Origin of the sequence: Mesorhizobium sp. LSHC412B00 (assembly GCF_000503035.1) — a bacterium.
In the GTDB taxonomy this organism is placed as follows: Bacteria; Pseudomonadota; Alphaproteobacteria; order Rhizobiales; family Rhizobiaceae; genus Mesorhizobium.
Map to the genome: position 1 here is coordinate 80,502 of NZ_AYWB01000013.1, position 22,258 is coordinate 102,759.

Consider the following 22,258-nt stretch of genomic DNA (forward strand, 5'->3'; position numbering starts at 1 on the left):
ATCAGCGACATCCGATCTCCCTCCTTGCGGGGGAGATGTCCGGCAGGACAGAGGGGGGTGTGACGGAATGCGGCGCTGGGAAAGCGCCGCTCCTACCTGATCCATGCCAAACCCGCCCAAGCTCAAGGCCTATCGCGCCAAGCGCGAATTTTCGAAGACGCCGGAACCGGCGGGCGGGCTCATTTCAGGCGACGGCAACCGTTTCGTCGTCCACAAGCATCACGCCACCGCCGACCATTACGATTTGCGCCTGCAGGTCGGCGGCGTGCTGAAAAGCTGGGCGGTGCCGCGCGGGCCGTCACTCAACCCGGCCGACAAGCGCCTCGCGGTCGAGACCGAGGACCATCCGCTCGAATATATCGACTTCGAAGGCGTCATTCCCGAAGGCGAATATGGTGGCGGTCCGATGATCGTCTGGGACACCGGCACCTGGGCGCCGATGGACGATGTCGACAAGAGTCTGCGCACCGGCGCGTTCAAGTTTCGGCTGGCCGGCGAAAAACTCAATGGCGGCTGGATGCTGACTCGCCTGAAGCCGAAGCCGGGCGAGGACGAGAACATGAAGAACTGGCTGCTGTTCAAGGAGCGCGATCTCGCCTCCGACACCAGCCTCGATATCCTCGAAGCGCGGCCGGAAAGCGTGAAGTCCGGCAAGCGCATCGAGGAACTGGTGGCGCCGCCAAACAAGCTGGCGCGCCTGCCGCCAAGGCCCGGCGCGCTGAAACCCGGCGCGTTGTCCGGTGCGGTCAGGGGCGATCCGCCGTCGCGCATCGAGCCGCAGCTCGCCACGCAGGTGCCGAAACCGCCGGGCGGGCCGGTGGAAGACACAGGTGAACTCTGGCTGCATGAAATAAAATTCGACGGCTATCGTACCATGGCGCATGTCGGAGATGGCGAGGTCAGGTTGATCACCCGCGGCGGCATCGACTGGACGAAGCGTTACGGCGACCTGCCGCAAGCCTTTTCCCGGCTACCGCTCAGCCAGGCGATCATCGACGGCGAGATCATGGTGCTGGACGAGAAGGGCATCTCGCGTTTCGCGCTGCTGCAGGATGCGCTGTCGGCGGGTGCGGGCAGCAAGCTCCATTTCTATGCCTTCGACCTGCTGCATCTCGACGGCTGGGACCTCCGCAAGGCGCCGCTCGCAAGACGCAAGGCCTTGCTCGCCGAACTGCTAGCCGGGCAGGGCGCCAATTCCGCCATCCAGCTGAGCGACCATGTCGAAGGCGACGGGCAGGGGCTTTACGATCAGGCCTCGATCCTTGGGCTGGAAGGCGTCGTCTCCAAGCGCGCCAACGCCATCTACCAGAGCGGCCGCACCAAGACCTGGACCAAGGTCAAGGCGCTGGAGACCGGCGATTTCATCATCGCCGGCTACACCGTTTCCGACGCGGCCGAAGGACTGGCGGCAATCGGCATGGCTGAATTCGCGGATGGTGAACTGCACTATCGCGGCAAGGTTGGCACCGGCTTCGATGCCGCGACGGCGGGCGACTTGCTGGCCCGGCTGCAGCCGCTGCGCGACGGCGCGACAGCACCCGAGGGTGTGCCGCGCGAGATCATGCGCGAGATGAAATGGGTGCGGCCGATGCTGTCGGCCCGCATCCACTACGCCAACCGAACGGCGGACAATTCGCTGCGCCACGGTGTGTTTCGGGGCTTGCGCGATGTCGGCCTGTCGACGCCGGTGTCGCCGAAGCGCAAGCGGCTGATCGCCGAAGCCGATCTCGCCACCATCTGGGTGACCAATCCGGAGCGGCGGCTGTTCGGCAAGACCGGACCGACCAAACTCGACATCGCCGTCTATTACGCGCTGGTCGGCGATTTCATGCTGCCGCATATCATGGGCCGCCCGGTGTCGCTGGTGCGCTGCCCGACGGGCCTGCCGAAGGACTGTTTCTTCCAGCGCCACGCCTTCACCGGCATGCCGCCGTCGGTGGTCACTTTTGACGCCACCAACTCCGAAGGTGAAACCAAATCCTATCTGTCGGTCGAGGGAGCAAAAGGCTATCTGGCACTCGCGCAGTTCGGCGTCGTTGAGTTCCACACCTGGGGCACGCATCGCTTGAGCCTCGACAAGCCCGACCAGATCGTTTTCGATCTCGATCCGGGTGAGGGCATCGCCTGGCGCGAAGTGGTCGAGGCCGCCGTCCACATCAAGGGCGAATTGGAGCGGTTCGGCCTGGTGCCGTTCGCCAAGACATCCGGCGGCAGCGGCATCCACATAACCGTGCCGGTGACGCAAAAGCAGAACTGGAAGAAGCTGCACCAGGCGACCAGCGCCATCTCCACGCACTTGGCGGCCACCGCGCCCGACACTTTCACCACCACAATGGGCAAGGAAAACCGCAGGCGCCGCATCTTCATCGACTATCACCGCAACGCGCGCGGCCACACCTCCGCCGCCCCCTATTCGCTGCGCGCCCGCACCAACCTGCCGGCGTCGACGCCGGTGAGTTGGGCAGACCTTGAGACGATCGATACGCCGCAGGATCTGAACTATTCGTCCTTGCCGGGGCTGTTGGCGACGTCGGGCGATCCGTGGGCGGACATGGAGGATTTCGCAAGAGATTTGCCGTTGTTTTCGGGGAAGTAGATCGGGAGGTGTTGGCGATCCGGCACACCCCCCTCTGTCCTGCCGGACATCTCCCCCGCAAGGGGGGAGATCGGATGTCGCCTCTGCTTTCGCCAATCGCAAACCTTGCAAGAGGAGCGATAAGGTTGAAGCTGCCAATCTCCCCACTTGCGGGGGAGATGTCCGGCAGGACAGAGGGGGGTGCTGTCCCTCCGGCATGACTTACTTCCCCAAGTCCATCGACCATGCGGACAATTTGAATTATCCTCCGTCGGTGCCCTCCAGCTCACCTGGAAGGTTTCGTCAGGAATTTGCCGGTATGTTTGGGGCCGGTGTAGGATTTCCGCAGCACCATTCGTCCTTTGGACGAAGCGCTGCAGTAAGCATGATCCCGAAACGTGGGAACCGGTTTTCGGAGAAGATCATGCTCAGTCTGAAATGTCAGTGCATGGCCGCGTAGGAGAGTATCATGGCGCCCAGGGCAAGTTGGAAAGGTTACCTCAAGCTCAGCCTCGTCAGCTGTCCGGTCCGGCTCTATCCGGCAACGACGACCAGCGAGCGCATATCGTTCAACCAATTGCACAAGAAGACCCACAACCGCATCAACATGAAGCCGGTCGACCCTGAACTCGGCCTCGTCGAGCGCGCGGACTTGGTCAAGGGTTACGAATACGAGGACAAGCAGTACATCATCATCGATGAGGCCGACCTCGAAGCAGTGCGCATCGAATCCAATCACACGATGAACATCGAGGCCTTCGTCGACGAAGACGAGGTCGACGTCATTTATCAGGATGCGCCGTACTACATGGCGCCGGATGGCGCCATGGCGGAGGAAACCTTCGCCGTGCTGCGCGAGGCAATGCGCAAATCCGGCAAGCTGGCCATTGCCCGCCTTGTCCTGTCCAGCCGCGAGCGCGTGGTGACGATCGGCGCGCGCGAGAACGGCATGTTCGTGTGTACGTTGAGGAACCCGAACGAAGTGCGCGGCACGGCTGAATATTTCGGCAACATCCCGGCTGGCAAGCCGGATCCCGAAATGCTGCAATTGGCCGAAGCGCTGATCAAGCAGAAGGAAACCACCTTCGATCCGAAGAATTATGAGGACCGCTACGAGATCGCGCTGATGACGATGATCCGCGAGAAACTGAAGGGCCATAAGCCGATCATTGCGGCGGCGCCCGAGCGTGGCAATGTCATCAACCTCATGGATGCGTTGAAGGCGAGCCTGTCGCAATCTGCCAAGCCGCCGGCCAAGTCGAAGAGCAAGGCCGACGACGCTGAAAAACCTGCCGCCAAGGCTAAGGCGGGTGCGGCCAAGGAAAACCCGTTAAAGGCCAATCTGCTCAAGGCCGTCGGCAAGAGCAAGGGGTGACGGCGCCGACCGGTATAATCCCGGGCGCCGTCTTCGGCGCCATCGGCGCGCTGGCGGCATTTCCGCTGCGGCTCGCGGCCCGTGAGGTGGAGCGTCAGCACGGCCAGCTGCGGCGCGGCGTTACCCGACGCACGACGCACGTCGTGTTCGGGCGCACGCTGCTTGCCAAGGCCGGCTTGGCGAAAGCCGGTGATGCCGAGATCGAACGCCGTGTCGCGGCCGAGCGAGCCGCCGGCCGCACGCTCCTTAGCGAAAATGGCTTCCTGCGCCTGCTCGGTCTGATTAAGGCGCCCGAGGCGTCTTCGCTGTCCAGGAAGTCGCTCATCGACCAGTCAAAACTGCCGGGCGCCGACCTCGACCTGCTCAGCCTGTTCGATGCGTTCGAGCATGATGGCGAACCCTACTCGTTCCGCGATCTGATCCTTGCCCGCAAATATGCCGGGCTGGTCGCCGGCGGCGCATCCTGGGGCGCCATCGCGCGCTCGGTCCACCGTTCCGGCCCGGTCGCCTCGCTCACCGCCAAATCGCTCAATGTCGGCTCGCAGCATGGCAGGCCCGATGCGATCTATCTCGAAGGCGGCCAGAGCGAACTCGACGGCCAGCTGCTGTTCGATCTCGGCAGTGCAGCCGGCGACGACACGCTGGAGGACCTGTTCGCCGAGGCGGAAAGCGCGGAAGAGCAGGGCGATCACGAGCAGGCGGCGGCCCTTTACCAGCGCTGCCTTGCCATCGATCCGAGCGACGCCATCGCCGCCTTCAACCGCGCCAACTGCCTGCGCGGCGCCGGCCGTGCAGCCGAGGCCGCGCACGACTATGCCCGCGCGATCAAGCTCGATCCCGCATTCGTCGAGGCGTGGTTCAACCTCGCCGGCCTGATGAGTGAGCAGGGCAAAGTGCCTTCTGCGCGCCGCCATCTGCAAAAGGCGATCACGCTCGACAGGACTTATGCCGATCCAGTGTTCAACCTCGCCCGACTGGAATTCGACGCCGGGAATCTATTGGAGGCGCGGCGGAACTGGATGCGCTATCTCGAACTTGATGCGGATAGCGAATGGGCTCGCATGGCGGCCCGGGGGATACAGTTCGTCGATTTGCAGATGACGCGGACGGCGGGGTAGGGCGCAATGGCAGCGCTTGAGCACCCCCCTCTGGCCTGCCGGCCATCTCCCCCTCAAGGGGGGAGATTGGATGTCGCCATCGCTTTCGCCAATCACTATCGTCGCGAGGTCCGTGAGGCGCTGAAACTGCCAATCTCCCCCCTTGAGGGGGAGATGTCCGGCAGGACAGAGGGGGGCGCGAAGGAACTCGGCCTTTACCGGCAGCGCACCCCATGACCACCTTCCTCTTCGACGGCAATTACACCGCCCCCGTCACGATCCTGCTTGCCCACGGCGCCGGCGCGTCGATGGATTCGCCTTCGATGACCGCCACCGCCAAGGCGCTGGCCACCGCCGGCTTCCAGGTCGCGCGCTTCGAATTTCACTATATGGCGGCCCGCCGCTATGGCCAGCGCAAGCCGCCACCGCGCGCCGAAACGGTCAACCCGGAATACATCAAGGCCATCGCCGATCTGAGGGCGAGGGGCGTCGCTGGTCCGCTCATCATCGGCGGCAAGTCGATGGGCGGGCGCGTCGCCTCGATGGTCGCCGACGAGATGTTCGCCAAGGGCGAGATTTCGGGCCTCGTCTGCCTCGGCTATCCCTTTCATCCGCCGGCCAAGCCCGAGCAACTCAGGACAAAACATCTCGCCGACCTCAAGACGCCGACGCTGATCTTCCAGGGCACCCGCGACGAGTTCGGCACGAAAGAAGAGGTCGCGACCTACGGCCTTTCCCAAGCCATCGAGGTGATCTGGCTGGAGGATGGCGACCACGACCTGAAGCCGCGCAAGAGCGTGTCGGGGTTTTCGACCGCCGATCATTTGAAGACGCTGGCCGGGACGGTGAAGGCGTGGACAGGGCGGATCGTTTCCTGATCGCCAAATGAAAATCGCCACCTTCAATATCAACAACGTCAACAGCCGGCTGCAAAACCTGCTGGCGTGGCTGGCGGCAGCCAAGCCCGATGTCGTCTGCCTGCAGGAGCTGAAGGCGCGCGACCTGCAGTTTCCGCGCACGGCACTGGCCGACGCCGGCTATGGCGCGGTGTGGAAGGGCGAGCCGACCTGGAACGGCGTAGCCATACTGGCGCGAGGAGCCGAGCCGGTGCTGACCCGTGACGAACTGCCCGGCGATACCGCCGACAAGCAGAGCCGCTACATCGAGGCGGCGGTGTCGGGCGTCGTCATCGCCTGTCTCTACGCGCCCAACGGCAACCCGCAGCCGGGGCCGAAATTCCAGTACAAGCTGGCGTGGCACGCGCGGCTGGAGGCGCATGCCGCAGAACTGTTCGACACCGGCCTGCCGGTGGCGCTGGTCGGCGACTACAACATCGTGCCCGAGCCGCGCGACATCTACGCCACCCGCTCCTATGACGACAACGCGCTGGTGCAGCCGGAAAGCCGGGCGTCATTCCAGCGTCTGCTCGAGCAGGGCTGGACCGATGCGCTGCGCAAGAAGCATCCGAAGGAAACGCTCTACACATTCTGGGACTACCGCCGCAACCGCTGGCCGCGCGATGCCGGGCTGCGGCTCGACCACATCTTGCTGTCGAAGAAACTGGCGCGCCGCCTCACTGCTGCCGGCATCGACCGCGATGTCAGAGGTGAGGACGGCGCCAGCGACCACGCGCCGGTATGGGTCGAATTGAAGTGAATTTGGCTGCGTGATCGCGCCCACTTTCGTGGGCGCAGTTTTGCACTATTCGTTTCGCTGCGGCGGCCGCATGATGAGCAAGGTGCGGCACCGGAGGGGGAGTCCGATGGACAGGTTGGCCGAAAGGCTGTTTGCGCTTCCGCTGCTGGCGGCCGCTTTGGCTTGTCTGGTGCGGGCGTATCTGCTGCTCGGCGACAGAGATTTCAGCTGGAGCGGGATCGATCACATGCTGCACGGCCCAGCCACGCTGCGACCGGTGGTGTTCCTGACCGTCGGCGGGCTTTGCCTGCTTGGCGCCCTGTTGTTCTGGGCCGGACTGCTGCCGGGTCGGCGAAGCCAGCCTGCTGGAACGCCGCTTTTTGGCCGCGACGCCGAGATCGACCCAAAGGGCCACCCCGGTCTGCGGCGCGCCTTCCTCATGTTGCCGGTGCTCGCCGTGTTGGCGCTGCTGGCCGACCACTTCCCTTGGGCGCGTGACGCCGGCCCCAGGCGCTGAGGTGGCCGCCCCGAACGAACCCAAAGCCGAGCCGAAGGACCAGGGCATCGACGGTGTCCCGCCGGACCTGGCGACGCAACCGGCCCCGCCGAGTTCGCCGCAGGTCACCATGCCGCCCGAGCCAACTCCGCCGGTGCAGGCAGCCAAACCGCCCGAGCCGGCGCAGCCTACGCCTCCGGCTGCTCCCCCTCAGCCGCCACAAGTCGCACTCGCTCCGGCGACACCGCCACCGGAGACTGCTCCACCGCCGGCTCCGGCCACGCCACCGCAAACCGTCGCGCCGTTGCCGCCGCCTCCGCCGGCGCTGCCGACCGAGCCCGACGGCCACCGCGACGCCGTCGTCTGGCTCGCCGTCTCGGCCGATGGCCGCGACGTCATGAGCGCCAGCACCGACCACATGATCAAGCTCTGGGACATCGCCGGCAAGCGGCTGATCCGCAACCTTGGTGAACACAAGGACATGGCGCGCACGGCGCTGTTCATGCCCGACGGCGCAACCGCGCTGACCGCCGGCGACGATGGCGAGATCGTGCTGCGAAAGCTAGCCGACGGCGCGGTGCTGCATGTCTTCTCGTCGGGCGCGAATGGCGGCGTGCGTAAGCTGGCGATCAGCCCGGACGGCAAGCGCGCCGTCAGTGGCCACGACACCGGCAACGTCATCGTCTGGGATCTCGTCAACAAATCGGTGCTGCATGTTATGACCGGACATGACTGGCCGATCAGCACGGTCGCAATCTCGCCCGACGGCACGCGCGCGCTGAGCGGCTCCATCGACGGCACGCTGAAATTCTGGGACGTCGAAAGCGGCAAGCAATTGCGAAGCTGGCACGGCCACGAGCAGGGCACTTACGGCGCCGTCTTCACCGCCGACGGCCATCATGTCGTCACCGGCAGCGGCGACTACACGATCAAGCTCTGGGACCTCGACACGTTTAGGGAATTGCGCCGCTTCGAGGGTCACGAAGGCACCGTCTATACGCTGGTGCTGTCGGCCGACGGCAAGCGCTTGGCCTCCGGCTCGCTCGACGGCACTGCGCGGCTGTGGGATCTCGGCACTGGAAACCAGATCGCCATGTTCGACAGCCGCACCGGCCCAATCTACGCCGTTGCCTTCGCCACCGACGGCACACTGGTCACCGGCGGCGACGATCGCACCATCAGGGATTGGCCGGCGGCTGGCGGCGATGGCGAAATCCTGTTCGCCGGCGCACCGCAGTAGCGACATCAAATGCTTTGGATATTCCAGAACAGCCTGGCTTGCGCTATGGATTACTGGTGGCTGCAAATGGATTGGGGACGGTGAGCAACAACGACTGGGCGCCCAAAGTGGATACACCTGTCTACAGCCCGCCCAAGTCGCGTCGCCGAGGGGTCCTTACCGTCGTTCTGGTGTTGCTGGCGGCTTTTGTGCTGCTCGGTCCTGGCCGAAATTACTATGTGCAGTGGTCAGCGGCACAAAAGGGTGCAGCGGCTCTCCAGGCAAAGGATTATGCCGAGGTATTCCGTCAAATGAAGATCATGGCGGACGCTGGCAATGTTGACGCAAAAGGCCAGCTTGGTGCGCTGTACTGGCGCGGGGAGGGCGTGGCTCAGAACGACAGCCAGGCGGTGTATTGGTGGAAGAAATCCGCCGATGGCGGCAATGCGGAAGCCATAGCAGCACTGGGTCAGGCCTACCTTATGGGCTGGGGCGTTGAAAAGGACAGTCGGCTTGCCGAGAGTTTCTCACGAAAGGCCGCCGATAAAGACAACATGAATGGGCAGTACCAGCTCGGCGTGTTGTACTGGCAGGGCCAAGGGGTCGCGCAAAGTTATGAGCAGGCGCTCTATTGGTGGCGCAAGGCGGCCGATCAGGGGAGCGGGGAGGCTGAATATTCTCTCGGCCAAGTCTATTTAAATGGCCAAGGGGTCGAAAGAAACGATCAACTGGCGTTGAAGTTTTCCAGGCAATCAGCCGACAAGGGCAATGCGAATGCTCAGTACGCCCTCGGCGTCCTGTATGCGCAGGGTCGGGGTGTTGCGCAAAGCTTCGAGCAGGCTGCCTCATGGTGGCGCAAGGCGGCTGACCAAGGAAGCCTGGAGGCCGCTTTCTGTCTCGGACGCGCCTACTATCTTAACCAAGGCGTCAAGAAGGATGATCAGGCCGCCATAGTGTGGGTGAAAAAGGCAGCCGATCTGGGTGAGCCGAATGCCCAGGCTTTGCTGGGCACGTTGTACTCGCGGGGCCACGGCGTTGAGCAGGATGACCGCCTTGCGTTCGGGTGGTGGATGAAGGCCGCAACCACCGGTCTGACAGAAGCGCAATACGCGGTGGCGGCCGCTTATGGCCAGGGAAAAGGTACCCCTAGGGACGACGGCCAGGCGTTTGCGTGGATGAGCAAAGCCGCCAATCAGGGCTTTGTGTTCGCCCAGTCGAATCTGGGCGGATATTATTCGATGGGCCAAGGCGTCGAGAAGAGCGCCGGGCAGGCGGTCTATTGGTGGCGCAAGGCCGCGGAAGCGGGGAATGCCGAAGCCGGTGCCAATCTGGCCCGGGCGTATTCGCTGGGCGAAGGCGTGGGACGGGACGATGCGTTGGCCGCGACTTGGGCGCAAAAGGCGTCCGACGGGCGAAACGCCGACGCTCAATATATGCTTGGTATCCTCTACAGCCAGGGCCGCGGCGTTGCGCAAGACAATGATCTGGCCTTCCGATGGTGGATGAAGGCTGCTGTCCAAGGCCATGTGGTAGCGCAGTATAATGTCGGGGTCGTGTATCGGGACGGGCAGGGCGTCGGGAAGGATGAAAGGCAGGCATTCGAGTGGCTGAGCAAGGCTGCCGACAAGGACAATGACCTTGCGCAGTTCGCTCTCGGTGGACTGTATTGGGATGGTCTGGGAGTAACGAAGGACCCCGTTCAGGCGGCAAGGCTCTGGCGCAAAGCCGCCGACCAGAGCAATGCATTCGCGCAGAAAGCGCTCGGCACAGCCTATTCCGAGGGTGTTGGCGTTGCGCAAAGCAGTGCGGATGCGGCGGGCTGGTGGCTCAAGGCGGCGCGGCAGGGAAATGTCGATGCCCAGCTAGCCTTAGCGTATGCCTCGGCCAACGGCGTGGGCATTGCCAGAGACGACAAGGCTGCCGAGTCCTGGTGGCTGGAAGCCGCAAAGGCCGGCAGCGTCGATGCCGAGTTCAGTCTGGGCTCGCTCTACTACCGCGGCGTCGATGGGAAACCAAACTACAAGGAAGCCGCCAAATGGTTCTTCAAGGCGGCAGGCCACGGCAGTTCCGGAGCCAAGACCTATCTCGACCTGATGAAGGAAAACGGCCAGCTCGACAGCAAGATGCTGTGAGCCGAGTGCATAAGCGTCGCCGTCACGCCTTTCGTTTGCGGCGTGACACTCGCATCGCACGATGCGAAGACTCATTTGCCGCTGCATCTCGAGAACCCCATGCCCAACCTCCAGCCCGTCGAAGCCTCGATCGCCGACCTGCGCCGCGCGCTGGAGGCCGGCACCGTCACCAGCGTCGAGCTGGTCGGCGCGTATTTCAGGCGCATCGCGCACTACGACCGCCATGGCATTGCGCTCAATGCCGTGCCGGTGCTTAACCCGGCAATGTTCGAGGAGGCGGCGGCGTCCGACCTGCGGCGGCGCAATGGCGCCACCCTCGGGCCGCTCGACGGCATCCCCTACACCGCCAAGGACAGCTATAAGGTGAAGGGCCTGACGGTGGCCGCCGGCTCGCCCGCCTTCGAGCATCTCGTCGCCAACGAGGACGCTTTCACCATTGCCAGGCTGAGGGCCGGTGGTGCTGTGCTGATCGGGCTGACCAATATGCCGCCTATGGCCAATGGCGGCATGCAGCGTGGCGTCTATGGCCGCGCCGAGAGCCCCTACAATGCAGATTACCTGACCGCCGCCTTCGCTTCCGGCTCGTCCAACGGTTCCGGCACCGCGACCGCTGCGAGCTTTGCCGCTTTCGGGCTGGGCGAGGAGACATGGTCTTCCGGCCGCGCGCCGGCGTCCAACAATGCACTTGTCGCCTACACGCCGTCGCGCGGCGTCATTTCGGTCAGGGGCAACTGGCCGCTGGTGCCGACCATGGATGTGGTGGTGCCGCACACGCGCGGCATTGCCGACATGCTGGAACTGCTCGACGTGATCGTCGCCGACGATGCCGAGACGCGCGGCGATTTCTGGCGTGTGCAGCCCTGGGTGTCGATCGCGAAGAGCGCTGCTCTCAGGCCGCCAAGCTACACTGCGCTCCAACTGCAAGGCTCATTACAAGGCAAACGCCTCGGCGTGCCGAAAATGTATATCGGCCGCGACGGCGGCGCGCCCAAACCCATCGAGACCCGCGCCTCGGTGCTCGACCTCTGGCGGCAGGCGGCGCGTGATCTGGAAAAGCTCGGCGCGGAGGTGGTCGAGGTCGATTTCCCCGTCGTCTCGAACTATGAGCGCGACCGTCCGGGCACAAAAACCATGGTCGAACGCGGGCTGGTGCCGGAAGCCTTCGCAGAGCGCGAAATCTGGGATCTCTGCATCTGGGGCTGGGACGATTTTCTGCGCGCAAATGCCGATCCGGCGATCCCCGATCTGGCTGCGGTCGACGGCCCAAAGATTTTCCCGCAGCCGCCGGGCGCGCTGCCGGACCGCTATGGCGACGACGGTTTCGATCTGGCCGACTACGTCACGAGCGCCAAGCAGGGCGTGATGCCATTGCTGGATATCCCAACGCTGGCGGAAGGTCTGAAGGGATTGGAGGCGACGCGGCGCATCGACTTCGAGGACTGGCTGGACGAGCACAGGCTCGACGCCGTCGTGCTGCCGGCGGTCGCCGATGTCGGCCCGGCCGATGCCGACGTCAACCAGACCTCTGCAGAAATCGCCTGGCGCAACGGCACCTGGGTTGCCAATGGCAATCTGGTGTGGCGTCATCTTGGCATCCCGACCGTCACCGTGCCGATGGGAACGATGGCCGATATCGGCATGCCGGTCGGGTTGACCTTTGCGGGCAAGGCTTATGGTGATGTGGAATTGCTGCGCCTCGCCGGCGACTACGAGCGCGCCACCCAAGGCCGCACGGCCCCGCCGCGCACGCCGGAACTGCCGGACGATGTCTTTGCGGGGCGGCCTGGTGGATTGCGGGCCAGCGATGCGCCGGCGCCGAGGCTTACGCTTGTTGCCGAGACGATGCGGCGAGGAGACCAGGCCGAGATCGCCGTGACGGTTGAACTCGATGCGGAGACCGCTGGCGTCAAGGTTCACGTCAATGGCGAACCGGTCGCTCTGCGGCGCAGCGGCACAAGCTTTCACGGCCGCATCCTGGTGCCGGCCGGCGAGCATGAAAGAATGCACAGTGTGTGGCGAGGCGCTTACGGCTCGATCGTTACGGCCGTCATGCGGCTGGAGGATGGACGCACGGCTGGTGCTTACGTGGTTACCGGCGGAATCGGGTGAGGGTACAGGTAATCTCCCCAAGGGGGAGATCAGCAGCTTCGCCGTCTTGACCCTCCCATCGCCCGCGTTATCTTCGCGCCATGTCAAACCTCGCTCCCCTCGTCGTCATCGATCTCCAGACCAACATGTTCGACGGGCGCGTCGAGCCGCCGATCCATGATGCACCAGGCATCGCCAAGCGCACACGCTCATTGATCGACTGGGCACGGCGCAGCGGGCGAAAAATCGCGTTCGTGCGGCATGACGGGCCGGCCGGCGATCCGCTGGCGCCGGGCGAGCCGGGTTGGCCGGTATGGCCGGAACTCGGCCAGGCCAAGGACGAGCCGACATTCTCCAAGACCGTCCGCAACGCATTCTCGAATGCCGAGCTTGGCGCCTGGGTGGCCGGGCAAGGGGCCGGCGAAGTCGTGCTTGCCGGAGCGCAAACCGATTTCTGCATCGCCGGCACCGTTGAGGGCGCCCTGGCCGAAGGCTTCGGAGTCACTGTCGTTTCCGATGCGCACTCGACGCTGGACACTGAAGGCGAAACCGCGACCGAGATCATCGCCCGGTACAATGCGGACTTCACCGATGCCGGCGTCACGCTGGTGACGACGAAGGCGCTGACCGGCGACTGAAGCACCGCGCTTCGAAGAGTGGGAGACTGCCGTGCCAACCCTGAAATTGCCGGCCGAAGGCGGATGCCGCTGCGGACGCGTGCGGCTCAAGATTTCCGCAAAGCCGCTTTTGACCATGGCTTGTCATTGCACCGGCTGCCAGACCATGTCGGCCAGCGCCTATTCTCTGAGCGCCGCCATTCCCTCGGACGGGTTCGAAATCACGAAGGGCGAGCCGGTGATCGGCGGGCTGCACGGCGCCTCGCGTCATTACTTCTGCCCGCATTGCATGAGCTGGATGTTCACCCAGCCCGAAGAGCTCGACTGGTTCGTCAATCTCCGTCCGACCATGCTTGATGAACCCGGCTGGTTCACGCCGTTCATCGAGACATGGACCAGCGAGAAACTCCCCTGGGCGACGACGCCTGCGGTGCATAGTTACGAGGCGCTGCCGGCCTTCGAGGCGTATGAGGGGCTGGTGGCCGAGTTTGCTGAAACTGCGAATCTCCCCCCTTGAGGGGGAGATGGCCAGCAGGCCAGAGGGGGTCGGTGCGACTGGGCTCGACGTCCTTGCTGCAGATGGAAGGTTGGCGCTTCACGCGCGGCGACCCCCTCTGTCGCCTTCGGCGACATCTCCCCCTCGAGGGGGGAGATAAGCCCCGCTAAAAATTTGCATCGAATCGATTGCGCAAACGTTTCGATGGCCCTAAACTCCCTCAAAATCCGCCATCAGAGCGGACGGGAAACGCATAGGGAGGAGCGCTTGCAGGCGCTTATTTGTCTTGCCGACAATGGCTGAAGTGGCGCGGCGCGCCGGTGTGTCGGTGTCGACCGTCTCGCATGTCGTCAACAACACGCGCTTCGTTTCGCTGGAAAAGGCGAGGCTGATCAACGACGCCATTGCCGCCATGGGCTACCAGCCCAACGAGCTGGCGCGCTCACTGAAGGCCTCGACCACCAACAGCGTCGGCCTGGCGATCTCGGCGATCTCCAACCCTTATTTCACCGACATCATCTGCGCGGTCGAGGCCGAATGCGCGCGGCTCGGGCTGATGGTCTTCCTGTCGGACACCCAGGAAGATCCCGACCGCGAACTGCAGGTGGTGCGCGCTTTTCATCAGCGCCGCGTCGACGGCGTCATCCTGGCGCCGTCGGGCTCGCCGCAGCGGGCCATCGACTATCTCGCCGACAAGAAGATGCCATGCGTTCTGATCGACCGTTTCGCCGACGAGCGCTTCGATCAGATCGGCGTCGAGAACGAAACGTCGATGCGCGCGCTGATCGACCATGTCGCCTCCTTCGGCCACAAGCGCATCGGCTATATCGCCGGACAGCCCGGCCTGACGACGACGCGCGAGCGCATCGAGGCGTTCCAGGCTTCGCTCGCCGCCAATGGACTTGAAAGCGTGCCGCACTATCTCTCGGCCGAGAATGTCGACACGGCGGCGGCGACCGCATCCACCCACGCCATCCTGTCGCTGCCGTCGCCACCAACCGCACTGGTCACCGGCAACAACATGACGACGATCGGAGCCGTCCGCGCCATCCGCGAAAAAGGCCTCACCATTCCGGGCGATCTGTCGCTGGCCGGCTTCGACGATTTCGAATGGGCCGATTGTTTCGAACCGCGCCTGACGCTGGTCGCGCAGCCCTGCACCGAGATAGGCAGGCAGGCGGCAGCCCTGCTCAGCGCCCGCATCGCGGCGACCGGTTCAGAGCCACGTTCGGTGCGGCTGCAGGCGACGCTGCGGGCGCGCGCCTCCTGCGGGAGGCCGAAATGAAGGCGCCGCTTCTGGTGATGACGGGCGCCGTCAAACGCTTCGGCGGCGTGCAGGCGCTGCGCGGTGTCGACTTCGACCTCAAGGCGGGCGAGATCCACGCGCTGCTCGGCGAGAACGGCGCCGGCAAGTCGACGCTGATGAACCTTCTGTCGGGCGTCTACACGCCGGACGAAGGCACGATCGAGATCGACGGCAAACCCGTGCGTTTCAACAACCCGCGTGAGGCGCAAGCGGCCGGCATCGCCACCATCTTCCAGGAGCTCGACCTGGTGCCGTCGCTGGATGTCGCCGCCAATCTGTTCCTCGGCCGCGAACTGATGCGTCCGGGCGGCTTCCTCGACGTGCCGGCAATGCGCCGCGAGGCCAAGAAGCGGCTGGAAGCCATCGAGATCGCCATCGATCCGGCTGCCATGGTCGCCGACCTGTCGATCGGCCAGCGCCAGGTGGTGGCGATCGTCAAGGCGCTGTCTTACGCCTCGCGCGTGCTGATCATGGACGAGCCGACGGCGGCGCTTACCGTCGGCGAAGTCGAGCGGCTGTTCGACATCATGAGAAAACTCGCAGCCACCGGCGTCGGCATCGTCTATATCTCGCATCGGCTGGAGGAAGTGCCAGGGATTGCCGACCGGGTGACGGTAATGCGCGACGGCCGTGTCGCCGGCATCACCGAGCCGCACGCGCCGCAGGCCGAGCTGGTCAGGCTGCTGGTCGGACGTCCGCTCGACGAACTCTATCCGCAACGCGCCAAGGCCGCGGGCAAGCCGCTGCTCAGCCTGAGGAACGCCAGCTTCAAACTCGCCCGCGACAGCGCCGGCTGGCAGGCGCCGCAAGGCGTTTCGCTCGATGTCCATGAAGGCGAGATCGTCGGTCTTGCCGGCATCATGGGGGCAGGGCGCACCGAGCTGCTGTCCGCCCTCTACGGCACCGGCCTGTCGGGCCGCTGGGAGGGCGAGGTCGCCATATCGGGCAAGCCGGTAAAACTGGATTCGATCAGCGCTGCCCGCCACGCCGGCATCGCCTTCGTCACCGACGACCGCAGGGGCTCGGGCCTGATGCTGCGCATGGCCGTCGGCCTCAATCTGGTGATGTCGGTCATCTCAAGGATATCGCCGAACTGGCTGGTCTCGCCGCGCCGCCAGGCCGAGGCGGTGAAGGAATCCTTCGGTCAGTTCGACATCCGGCCGAAGAACCCTGATATCGCCGTCGGCGCACTGTCCGGCGGCAACCAGCAGAAGGTGGTGCTGGCAAAAGAAATCCTCGGCAACCCCAGGCTGCTTCTGCTCGACGAGCCGACGCGCGGCGTCGATGTCGGCGCCAAGGGCGAGATCTACCAGCGGCTCAGGGCACTCGCGGCGCAAGGGCTGGGCATTCTGGTGGCGTCCAGCGAGATGCCGGAGCTGATCGGTCTGTGCGACCGCATCGTGGTGCTGCGCCAGGGGCGCAATGTGGCGGAATTCTTGGGCGGCGTCGACGAGCACACGGTGCTGGCCGCGGCTAACGGCAGGGAGGCCTGATGTCTCAGGACAACAATCCAGCGGCAGCGAGCCCGGTGATGGCGGCGCCTCAAAAACATCGCGACCCGCTGGCGCTCATCGTGCGCTTCCAGAGCCTGATCGGCCTGGTGCTGGTGGCGATCGGCGGCATCATCTTCTCGCCGCGCCGCCATGGCGAGATCCTGTTCCTCAACCCCGACAACATCGCCAACATCGTGCGCGCCGTGTCGGAGACCGGCATCATCGCCATCGGCATGACCTTCGTCATCATCACCGCCGGCATCGACCTGTCGGTCGGCGCGGTGCTTGGCCTGTCCAGCGTCGTCACGGCCTCTATGATGATCTCCGGCGGCTTCGGCCTGATCCCCACCATCCTCGCCGTGCTCGCTTTGGGCATCGTTTTCGGCGCCATACAGGGCACCATCTCGACGCGTTTCAGGCTGGAACCGTTCATCGTCACGCTGGCTGGCCTGCAGGCCGCGCGCGGCTTGGCGCTGGTCGTCTCCGGCAACCAGTACATCAACATTTCCTATGGCGAAGGGCCGGGCCTGGCGCCGCCGGTGTTCGCCGTGCTGGGCGAGCGGCTGTTCAACAACACCGTGCCGGTGGCAACGCTCGTCTTCGTCGTCTTTGCCGCGATCGCCACCATCGTGCTCAACACCACGCGCTTTGGCCGCTATGTCTTTGCCGTCGGCGGCAATGAGCGCGCCGCGCGCATATCCGGCGTGCCGGTGTCGATGGTGAAAATCTCGGTCTACGCCATCACCGGCTTTGCCGCCGCCCTTGCCGGCATCGTCCATGCCGGCCAGTTCAATTTCGGCAGCGCCAATGACGGCATGGGCTATGAGCTGACGGCCATAGCCGCCGTGGTCATCGGCGGCACCAGCCTGTTCGGCGGCGCCGGCTCGATGGTCGGCACCGTAGCCGGCACCATCATGCTGGGCGCGCTCGCCAACATCCTGCAGCTCAACAACATCACGCCCGCCATGCAACTGCTCGCGACCGCCGCGATCATCGTTCTGGCGGCAGTGCTTCAATCCCTCGTTCGCCGCCGCGAGGGGTTGGGTCGTTAGTGCATGTCGCGCAAAAGGTTTTGCGATGACGACATGCACAAACAAACAAGGAGGAGACGGCAACACGTGAACGTCAAACCAAGATCTGGCCCCCCGGCCGGACGAGGAGGAGAGTGAGTTATGAAAACGACACTAAGAGGATCGACCCTCAAGGCCGTGCTGCTGGCCGGCGCGGGCCTGTGCATTGCAGGCTCCGCTTACGCCGCCGAGCCGCTGGTGAAAGCCTGCGCCAAGGACGGCCAGTTCGTCATCGGTTTTTCGCAGGCCAACAATGCCGAGCCCTACCGCCAGCACGTCAATGACGAGCTGGAGGCGGCGGCCAAGGAAGTACCTGGCTTCACGCTGCAGATCGCCGACGGCGCCGGCAACGTCAACACGCAGACCTCGCAGGTCGACAATTTCATCACCCAGAAGGTCGATATCCTTTTGATCTCGCCCTTCGAGGCGGCGCCGCTGACTCCGGCGGTGAAGCGCGCCATGGATGCCGGCATCCCGGTCATCGAGCTTGACCGCAAGACGGTGGGCGACCCCGGCAAGGACTACACCGCCTTCATCGGCGGCGACAATTTCAAGATCGCCGAGGAAGATCGGAAGAGCACACGTNGCAAGACGGTGGGCGACCCCGGCAAGGACTACACCGCCTTCATCGGCGGCGACAATTTCAAGATCGCCGAGGAAGCCGGCAAATACACCGCCAAGACGCTGCTGCCCGATGGCGGCGAGGCGGCGGTGCTGCAAGGCCTGCCGAGCTCGACGCCGGCCGTCGAGCGCCTCAACGGCTTCAAGGAAGGCGTGAAAGGCAACCCGAAGGTCCAGATCGTCGCCGAGCAGGCCGCCGACTGGGTGCCGGACAAAGCGCAGGTCGCCTTCGCCGCCATGCTGCAGGCGCACCCCGACATAAAGGTGCTCTACGCCTCCAACGACATGATGGCCGCCGGCGCGCTGCTCGCCGCCAAGGGTGCAGGCAAGGACGTCAAGATCATCGGCACCGACGGCCTGCCGGGCCCGGCCGGCGGCATCGAGGCCGTCGCCAAGGGCGACTGGGTCGCAACCTTCACCTACCCGACAGGCGCCAAGGAAGCGATCGAGATGTCGAAAAAGATCCTGCTCGACTGCGCCACCGAGGTGGACAAGACGGTGACGGTGGAGACCACCGCGATCACGGCCGAGAATGCCAAGCAGCTGATGGGGAAGTGAGGGGCGGGCAGAGCGCGTCTATTGAGGTGATGCGCAAGGCCCCGAGGGGCCTTGTTGCATTGCGGCAACGTATGGGAACGGCCGCTTCGCGCCTCATCTCGGTCATCGAAGTCATCCCGGCCGCCCGCCAAAAGCGGTCACAGTTGGTGTCAACGCCATGGGGAGTTTGCGCCGTGAGCATTTCTCTCCATAATGATCCCAGCATCGGCTTTTTCCTGCCCTCCCTACTGATCAAGTGTTTTGTGAACAGCATCGCACTTTGCTAATATTGCCGTCACTGTGCTCGGCGAGGAAATCCCAGCATGTCGGAGAAGAGTCCGGTCGCGTTGCCGGCGGCGTCGGTGGCAACAGGTTTTCTGGGCGGCAACGGTAACAATGCGTCGGAAGCCCGGCATGAGCGCCGGATCCTGACCGCGCTCTGCTACGACCTGGTCGGATCGACTGACCTTCTTGGCATCCTGGACATTGAAGAGTTCGAGGAACTGATATCAGCCTTCCAGCGGGCGGCGAGACAGGCGGTCGCGTCGTGCTCGGGTGCCGTAGAGGTCGAGGTCGGCGATGGCGGCGTTGCTTTGTTTCCTGCCGACATAGACGCCAAGGATGCGGCATCGCTGGCGATCCGGGCCGGGCTCGAAATCATCGACGCCTGCAGGCGCGTCGGTTCGAACCAAGGCCGCGCCGATTTGCATGTCCGGGTCGGAATCGCGACATCGATGACCCTGATCCAGAAGGGTGACGCCGAGACGGGTCGTGACAATGTCACCGGCCCTGCCTTCGCGATGGCCACGCGGCTCCAGGCCATCGCGCAGCCGGATACGGTGTTAGTCTCGGAGGCGACACGCAACCTGGCGCGACGGTCGCATGTGTTCAGCTTTAGGGGCAGCCATACGATCAAGGGTTTTGCCGAGCCGGAGCTGGTCTGGCGCGCGCTGAGTCACAAGCGCGAGGTCGACCGCTTCTTCGCCTTCGGGCGGCTGAGCAGTCCGCTCGTCGATCGCGAGGCCGAACTTGCCACGATCGCCGAAGCATGGGACAGCGCCGTTGCAGGAAACGGCGGCGTGGTGGTGATCGAGGGCGAGGCCGGGATCGGCAAGTCGCGCATTCTTCACGAAGTGCGCCGGCGCACGCGTCACCAGCGCGCGAAACTGCTGCTCTTCCAGTGCACGCCCGGCGGCTTGCGCTCGGCGCTGCATCCGCTGCTACAGAACGTACGCGGCGATTTCGCCGGCAACGAAGGACAGCTGAGCGCTGCCGCTGTGGCAGAAGTATTCCGCGATCATGACGTCCGCGATCCTGAAATCATAGACGTCTTCTCGTTCCTGCTCGGCGCTGCGGGAGCCGATCCGATGCTTAAGGAAATCGACGCCGAGGCGATGCGCGCGAAAGCCAATTGGGCGGTTCGCCACTCGCTCGAAGCCCTGTGCGCCAGCGGACCGATCGTCCTGGTGGTCGAGGACATCCATTGGATCGACCTGACGTCTAGACAATTGTTGGCTGAGCTTGCACAGTCGGCCCGTCACTTCCGGGCGCTTGTCATCGTGACCACGCGCCCTGAATCCGGGAGCTGGCTGGCAGCATCGAATCCAAGGCATATCTCGCTAAAGCCGCTCAACCGCGAGCAAACGCGGCTGGCGATCGCGGCCATGTGGCCGCAAGGCAAGCCTTCAACTTCCCCGGAATTGCTCGACGTGGTGGAACGCGTGACCGGAGGCGTCCCGCTGTTCATCGAAGAAATCTGCCAGTGGATGGCCGAGAACGCGGCCTCGGCAACGGATCGGCTGGCGCAGACCGCGACGCGTAGTCATGCCTCGGTGTTTGAAAGCGTGATCGAGGCCAGGCTCGAAACGCTAGGGCCGGCACGCGAAGTCGCGCGCGCCGCGGCCGTCGCGGGCAATCGTTTCAATCAGGAATTGTTGCGCGCGTTGTTGCCGGAGCTCGACGGCGAACTCATCGCAAACGCGCTGGATTCACTGAGCGAGGCCGGGTTCCTGATCCGCGTGCGGCCTTTTGGCGTTCCGGTCTATGGCGTGCGCCATGCGCTTATCCAGGAGACGATCTACAACGCAACGCTGCGCAAGAAACGGCAGGCCTTGCATCGCCACCTGTTTGCCGCGGTGAGCCGCAACCGAAACCTGGCCGGGTGGCTGAGCACCGCCGAGGTCGCCGAGCACGCCGAGCGCGCAGGCCTTATGGAGGACGCGATCGCTCAGTTCGTGATCGCAGGCACGGAAAGCTCGTCGCGCTCGGCAATGGCGGAAGCGAGGCAGATACTCGAGCATGCATTGGCGCTCTGCGAGCACGTTGCGGCAGCCGACAGGCGAGACGCGCTGCGGCTATCGGCCATGATCGTGCTCGGTCCCATCCTGACCGCTGTCGAAGGTCCGAACTCGGGGCCCGCCCGCAAATTGTACGAGGACGGCGTGGTGATAGCCCGGCGGCGGCCGGTGGCCGAGCGGGCCAAGTGGTTCCCGATCTACTGGGGCTGGTGGTTCACGGATACCGTCATGGACGGCGAGCGCGCGGAAGTGGTGCTCAGCGATCTCAGGGATGTCGAGGATGCCGAAGTGCAACTCCAGGCCAGGCATTGCGTGTGGGCAATCGACTTCAATCTTGGCCGCCACGACCGCTGCATCGCGGCAGTCGACGCAGGACTTTCGCTCTATGAGCACGGCCAGGGCAAAGCCAATGCTGCGTTGTTCGGCGGGCATGACGCGAGGGTCTGCGGGCTCGCCCACCGCGCCTTGTCGCTTTGGTTTGTCGGAAAGCCGGCAAGCGCGATCCATTCGATGTCGGAAGCTAGGAGCTGGGCGCAGCAAACCGGACATGCCGGCAGCATCGCACATGCCTATCTCAACGAGGCGATGCTGCATTGCTATCGCCGAGATTTTTCGAGGTTACGAAGCGTGATAGCGGATCTGCGCCACTTGACGGAGCGCCATTATATGCCCGCTCTCGCCGCCGCAGCGCAAATCTTCGAAGGCTGGTGCGACGGCAACGCCGGCCAGGTCGAGAGCGGCAGGGAGAAAATGCGGCAAGGCCTTGGCCTCCATGGCGAGTTCCAGACGCCTGAGGACGAACCGGTCTATTGCGGCATGCTGGCAGAGCTTTTGACACGAACTGCCGAGGTCGATGAGGCGCTCGCGTTGCTGGGCTCGGCTGTGGCGCAGGCCGAGGCCGGCGGCAGCCGCTTCTGGCTGGCAGAGCTCTACAGGCGAAGGGCGGAGCTACTTCTTCTCCAGGGCGATGCGGAGGCGGACGTAATCGCTGCCCTCGAAAAGAGCATCGCCATAGCCGCGGAGCAAAGTGCCGTGCCTTTCCTCGTCAGTACATACGAGACCCTTCAATCATCAGGCCTGTCGCCTGAACTGTCGTCGCGCTATCGCGATCGGGTCGAACGTGCGAAATCCGCTCTCGAGCCGGGCGCCGCGCTGATCGTCAATCCCGAATCGGCCGTTCGGCACTAGCGGGCCCTGCAAGAGC

The 22,258-nt window shown here is 64.4% G+C and carries 16 protein-coding genes; all 16 read left to right on the forward strand.

All coding sequences use genetic code 11. The features are described 5' to 3' along the window. The first annotated feature begins 103 nt into the window (after positions 1-103). The 16 genes from ligD to X757_RS143370 all read left to right on the forward strand — a co-directional run bounded on the left by ligD (position 104) and on the right by X757_RS143370 (position 22,242). Positions 104-2,596 (forward strand): DNA ligase D, encoded by a 2,493-nt coding sequence (gene ligD / locus X757_RS143440; protein WP_023727063.1) that lies wholly within the window; start codon positions 104-106, stop codon positions 2,594-2,596. A 448-nt stretch (positions 2,597-3,044) separates the two neighbouring features. Next, a complete protein-coding gene (locus X757_RS143435) occupies positions 3,045-3,950 on the forward strand; it encodes a Ku protein (protein ID WP_023712534.1) in 906 nt (301 codons plus the stop codon). Continuing rightward, positions 3,947-5,068, forward strand: a complete 1,122-nt coding sequence (locus X757_RS143430; protein WP_023727064.1) for a tetratricopeptide repeat protein — start codon at positions 3,947-3,949, stop codon at positions 5,066-5,068. The genes X757_RS143435 and X757_RS143430 overlap by 4 nt, the downstream gene beginning before the upstream one ends. A gap of 212 nt (positions 5,069-5,280) precedes the next feature. Beyond that, entirely contained in the window at positions 5,281-5,925 is a 645-nt protein-coding gene (locus X757_RS143425; RefSeq protein ID WP_023727065.1) for an alpha/beta family hydrolase, read from the forward strand. Positions 5,926-5,932: 7 nt separating this feature from the next. Beyond that, positions 5,933-6,703 (forward strand): exodeoxyribonuclease III, encoded by a 771-nt coding sequence (locus X757_RS143420; protein ID WP_023727066.1) that lies wholly within the window; start codon positions 5,933-5,935, stop codon positions 6,701-6,703. Positions 6,704-6,809: 106 nt separating this feature from the next. Then, entirely contained in the window at positions 6,810-7,199 is a 390-nt protein-coding gene (locus tag X757_RS1000000169075; protein WP_023727067.1) for a hypothetical protein, read from the forward strand. A 1-nt stretch (position 7,200) separates the two neighbouring features. Continuing rightward, positions 7,201-8,418 (forward strand): WD40 repeat domain-containing protein, encoded by a 1,218-nt coding sequence (locus X757_RS01000000165105; protein WP_245275088.1) that lies wholly within the window; start codon positions 7,201-7,203, stop codon positions 8,416-8,418. 80 nt (positions 8,419-8,498) lie between these two features. Then, entirely contained in the window at positions 8,499-10,529 is a 2,031-nt protein-coding gene (locus X757_RS143415) for an SEL1-like repeat protein (protein WP_156933464.1), read from the forward strand. Positions 10,530-10,628: 99 nt separating this feature from the next. Further along, positions 10,629-12,638 carry an amidase gene (locus X757_RS143410; RefSeq protein ID WP_031251450.1) on the forward strand — a complete coding sequence of 670 codons (2,010 nt, stop codon included), beginning with the start codon at positions 10,629-10,631 and terminating at the stop codon, positions 12,636-12,638. 80 nt (positions 12,639-12,718) lie between these two features. Continuing rightward, positions 12,719-13,255, forward strand: coding sequence for an isochorismatase family protein (locus X757_RS143405; protein WP_023727071.1), 537 nt, complete (start codon positions 12,719-12,721; stop codon positions 13,253-13,255). Between the two features lie 31 nt (positions 13,256-13,286). Beyond that, the gene (locus X757_RS143400; RefSeq protein WP_023727072.1) at positions 13,287-13,751 is read left to right on the forward strand and encodes a GFA family protein; all 465 of its coding nucleotides are present in this window, start codon (positions 13,287-13,289) and stop codon (positions 13,749-13,751) included. A gap of 265 nt (positions 13,752-14,016) precedes the next feature. After that, entirely contained in the window at positions 14,017-15,015 is a 999-nt protein-coding gene (locus tag X757_RS143395; RefSeq protein WP_023735418.1) for a LacI family DNA-binding transcriptional regulator, read from the forward strand. Beyond that, complete coding sequence (locus X757_RS143390; protein WP_023727073.1) at positions 15,012-16,529, forward strand: sugar ABC transporter ATP-binding protein; 1,518 nt, start codon at positions 15,012-15,014, stop codon at positions 16,527-16,529. The genes X757_RS143395 and X757_RS143390 overlap by 4 nt, the downstream gene beginning before the upstream one ends. Next, positions 16,529-17,581, forward strand: coding sequence for an ABC transporter permease (locus tag X757_RS143385; protein WP_023727074.1), 1,053 nt, complete (start codon positions 16,529-16,531; stop codon positions 17,579-17,581). The genes X757_RS143390 and X757_RS143385 overlap by 1 nt, the downstream gene beginning before the upstream one ends. Positions 17,582-17,701: 120 nt before the next feature. Next, a complete protein-coding gene (locus tag X757_RS143380) occupies positions 17,702-18,778 on the forward strand; it encodes a substrate-binding domain-containing protein (protein ID WP_023727075.1) in 1,077 nt (358 codons plus the stop codon). 302 nt (positions 18,779-19,080) lie between these two features. Then, a complete protein-coding gene (locus tag X757_RS143370; protein ID WP_023727076.1) occupies positions 19,081-22,242 on the forward strand; it encodes an AAA family ATPase in 3,162 nt (1,053 codons plus the stop codon). Positions 22,243-22,258: the final 16 nt, after the last annotated feature.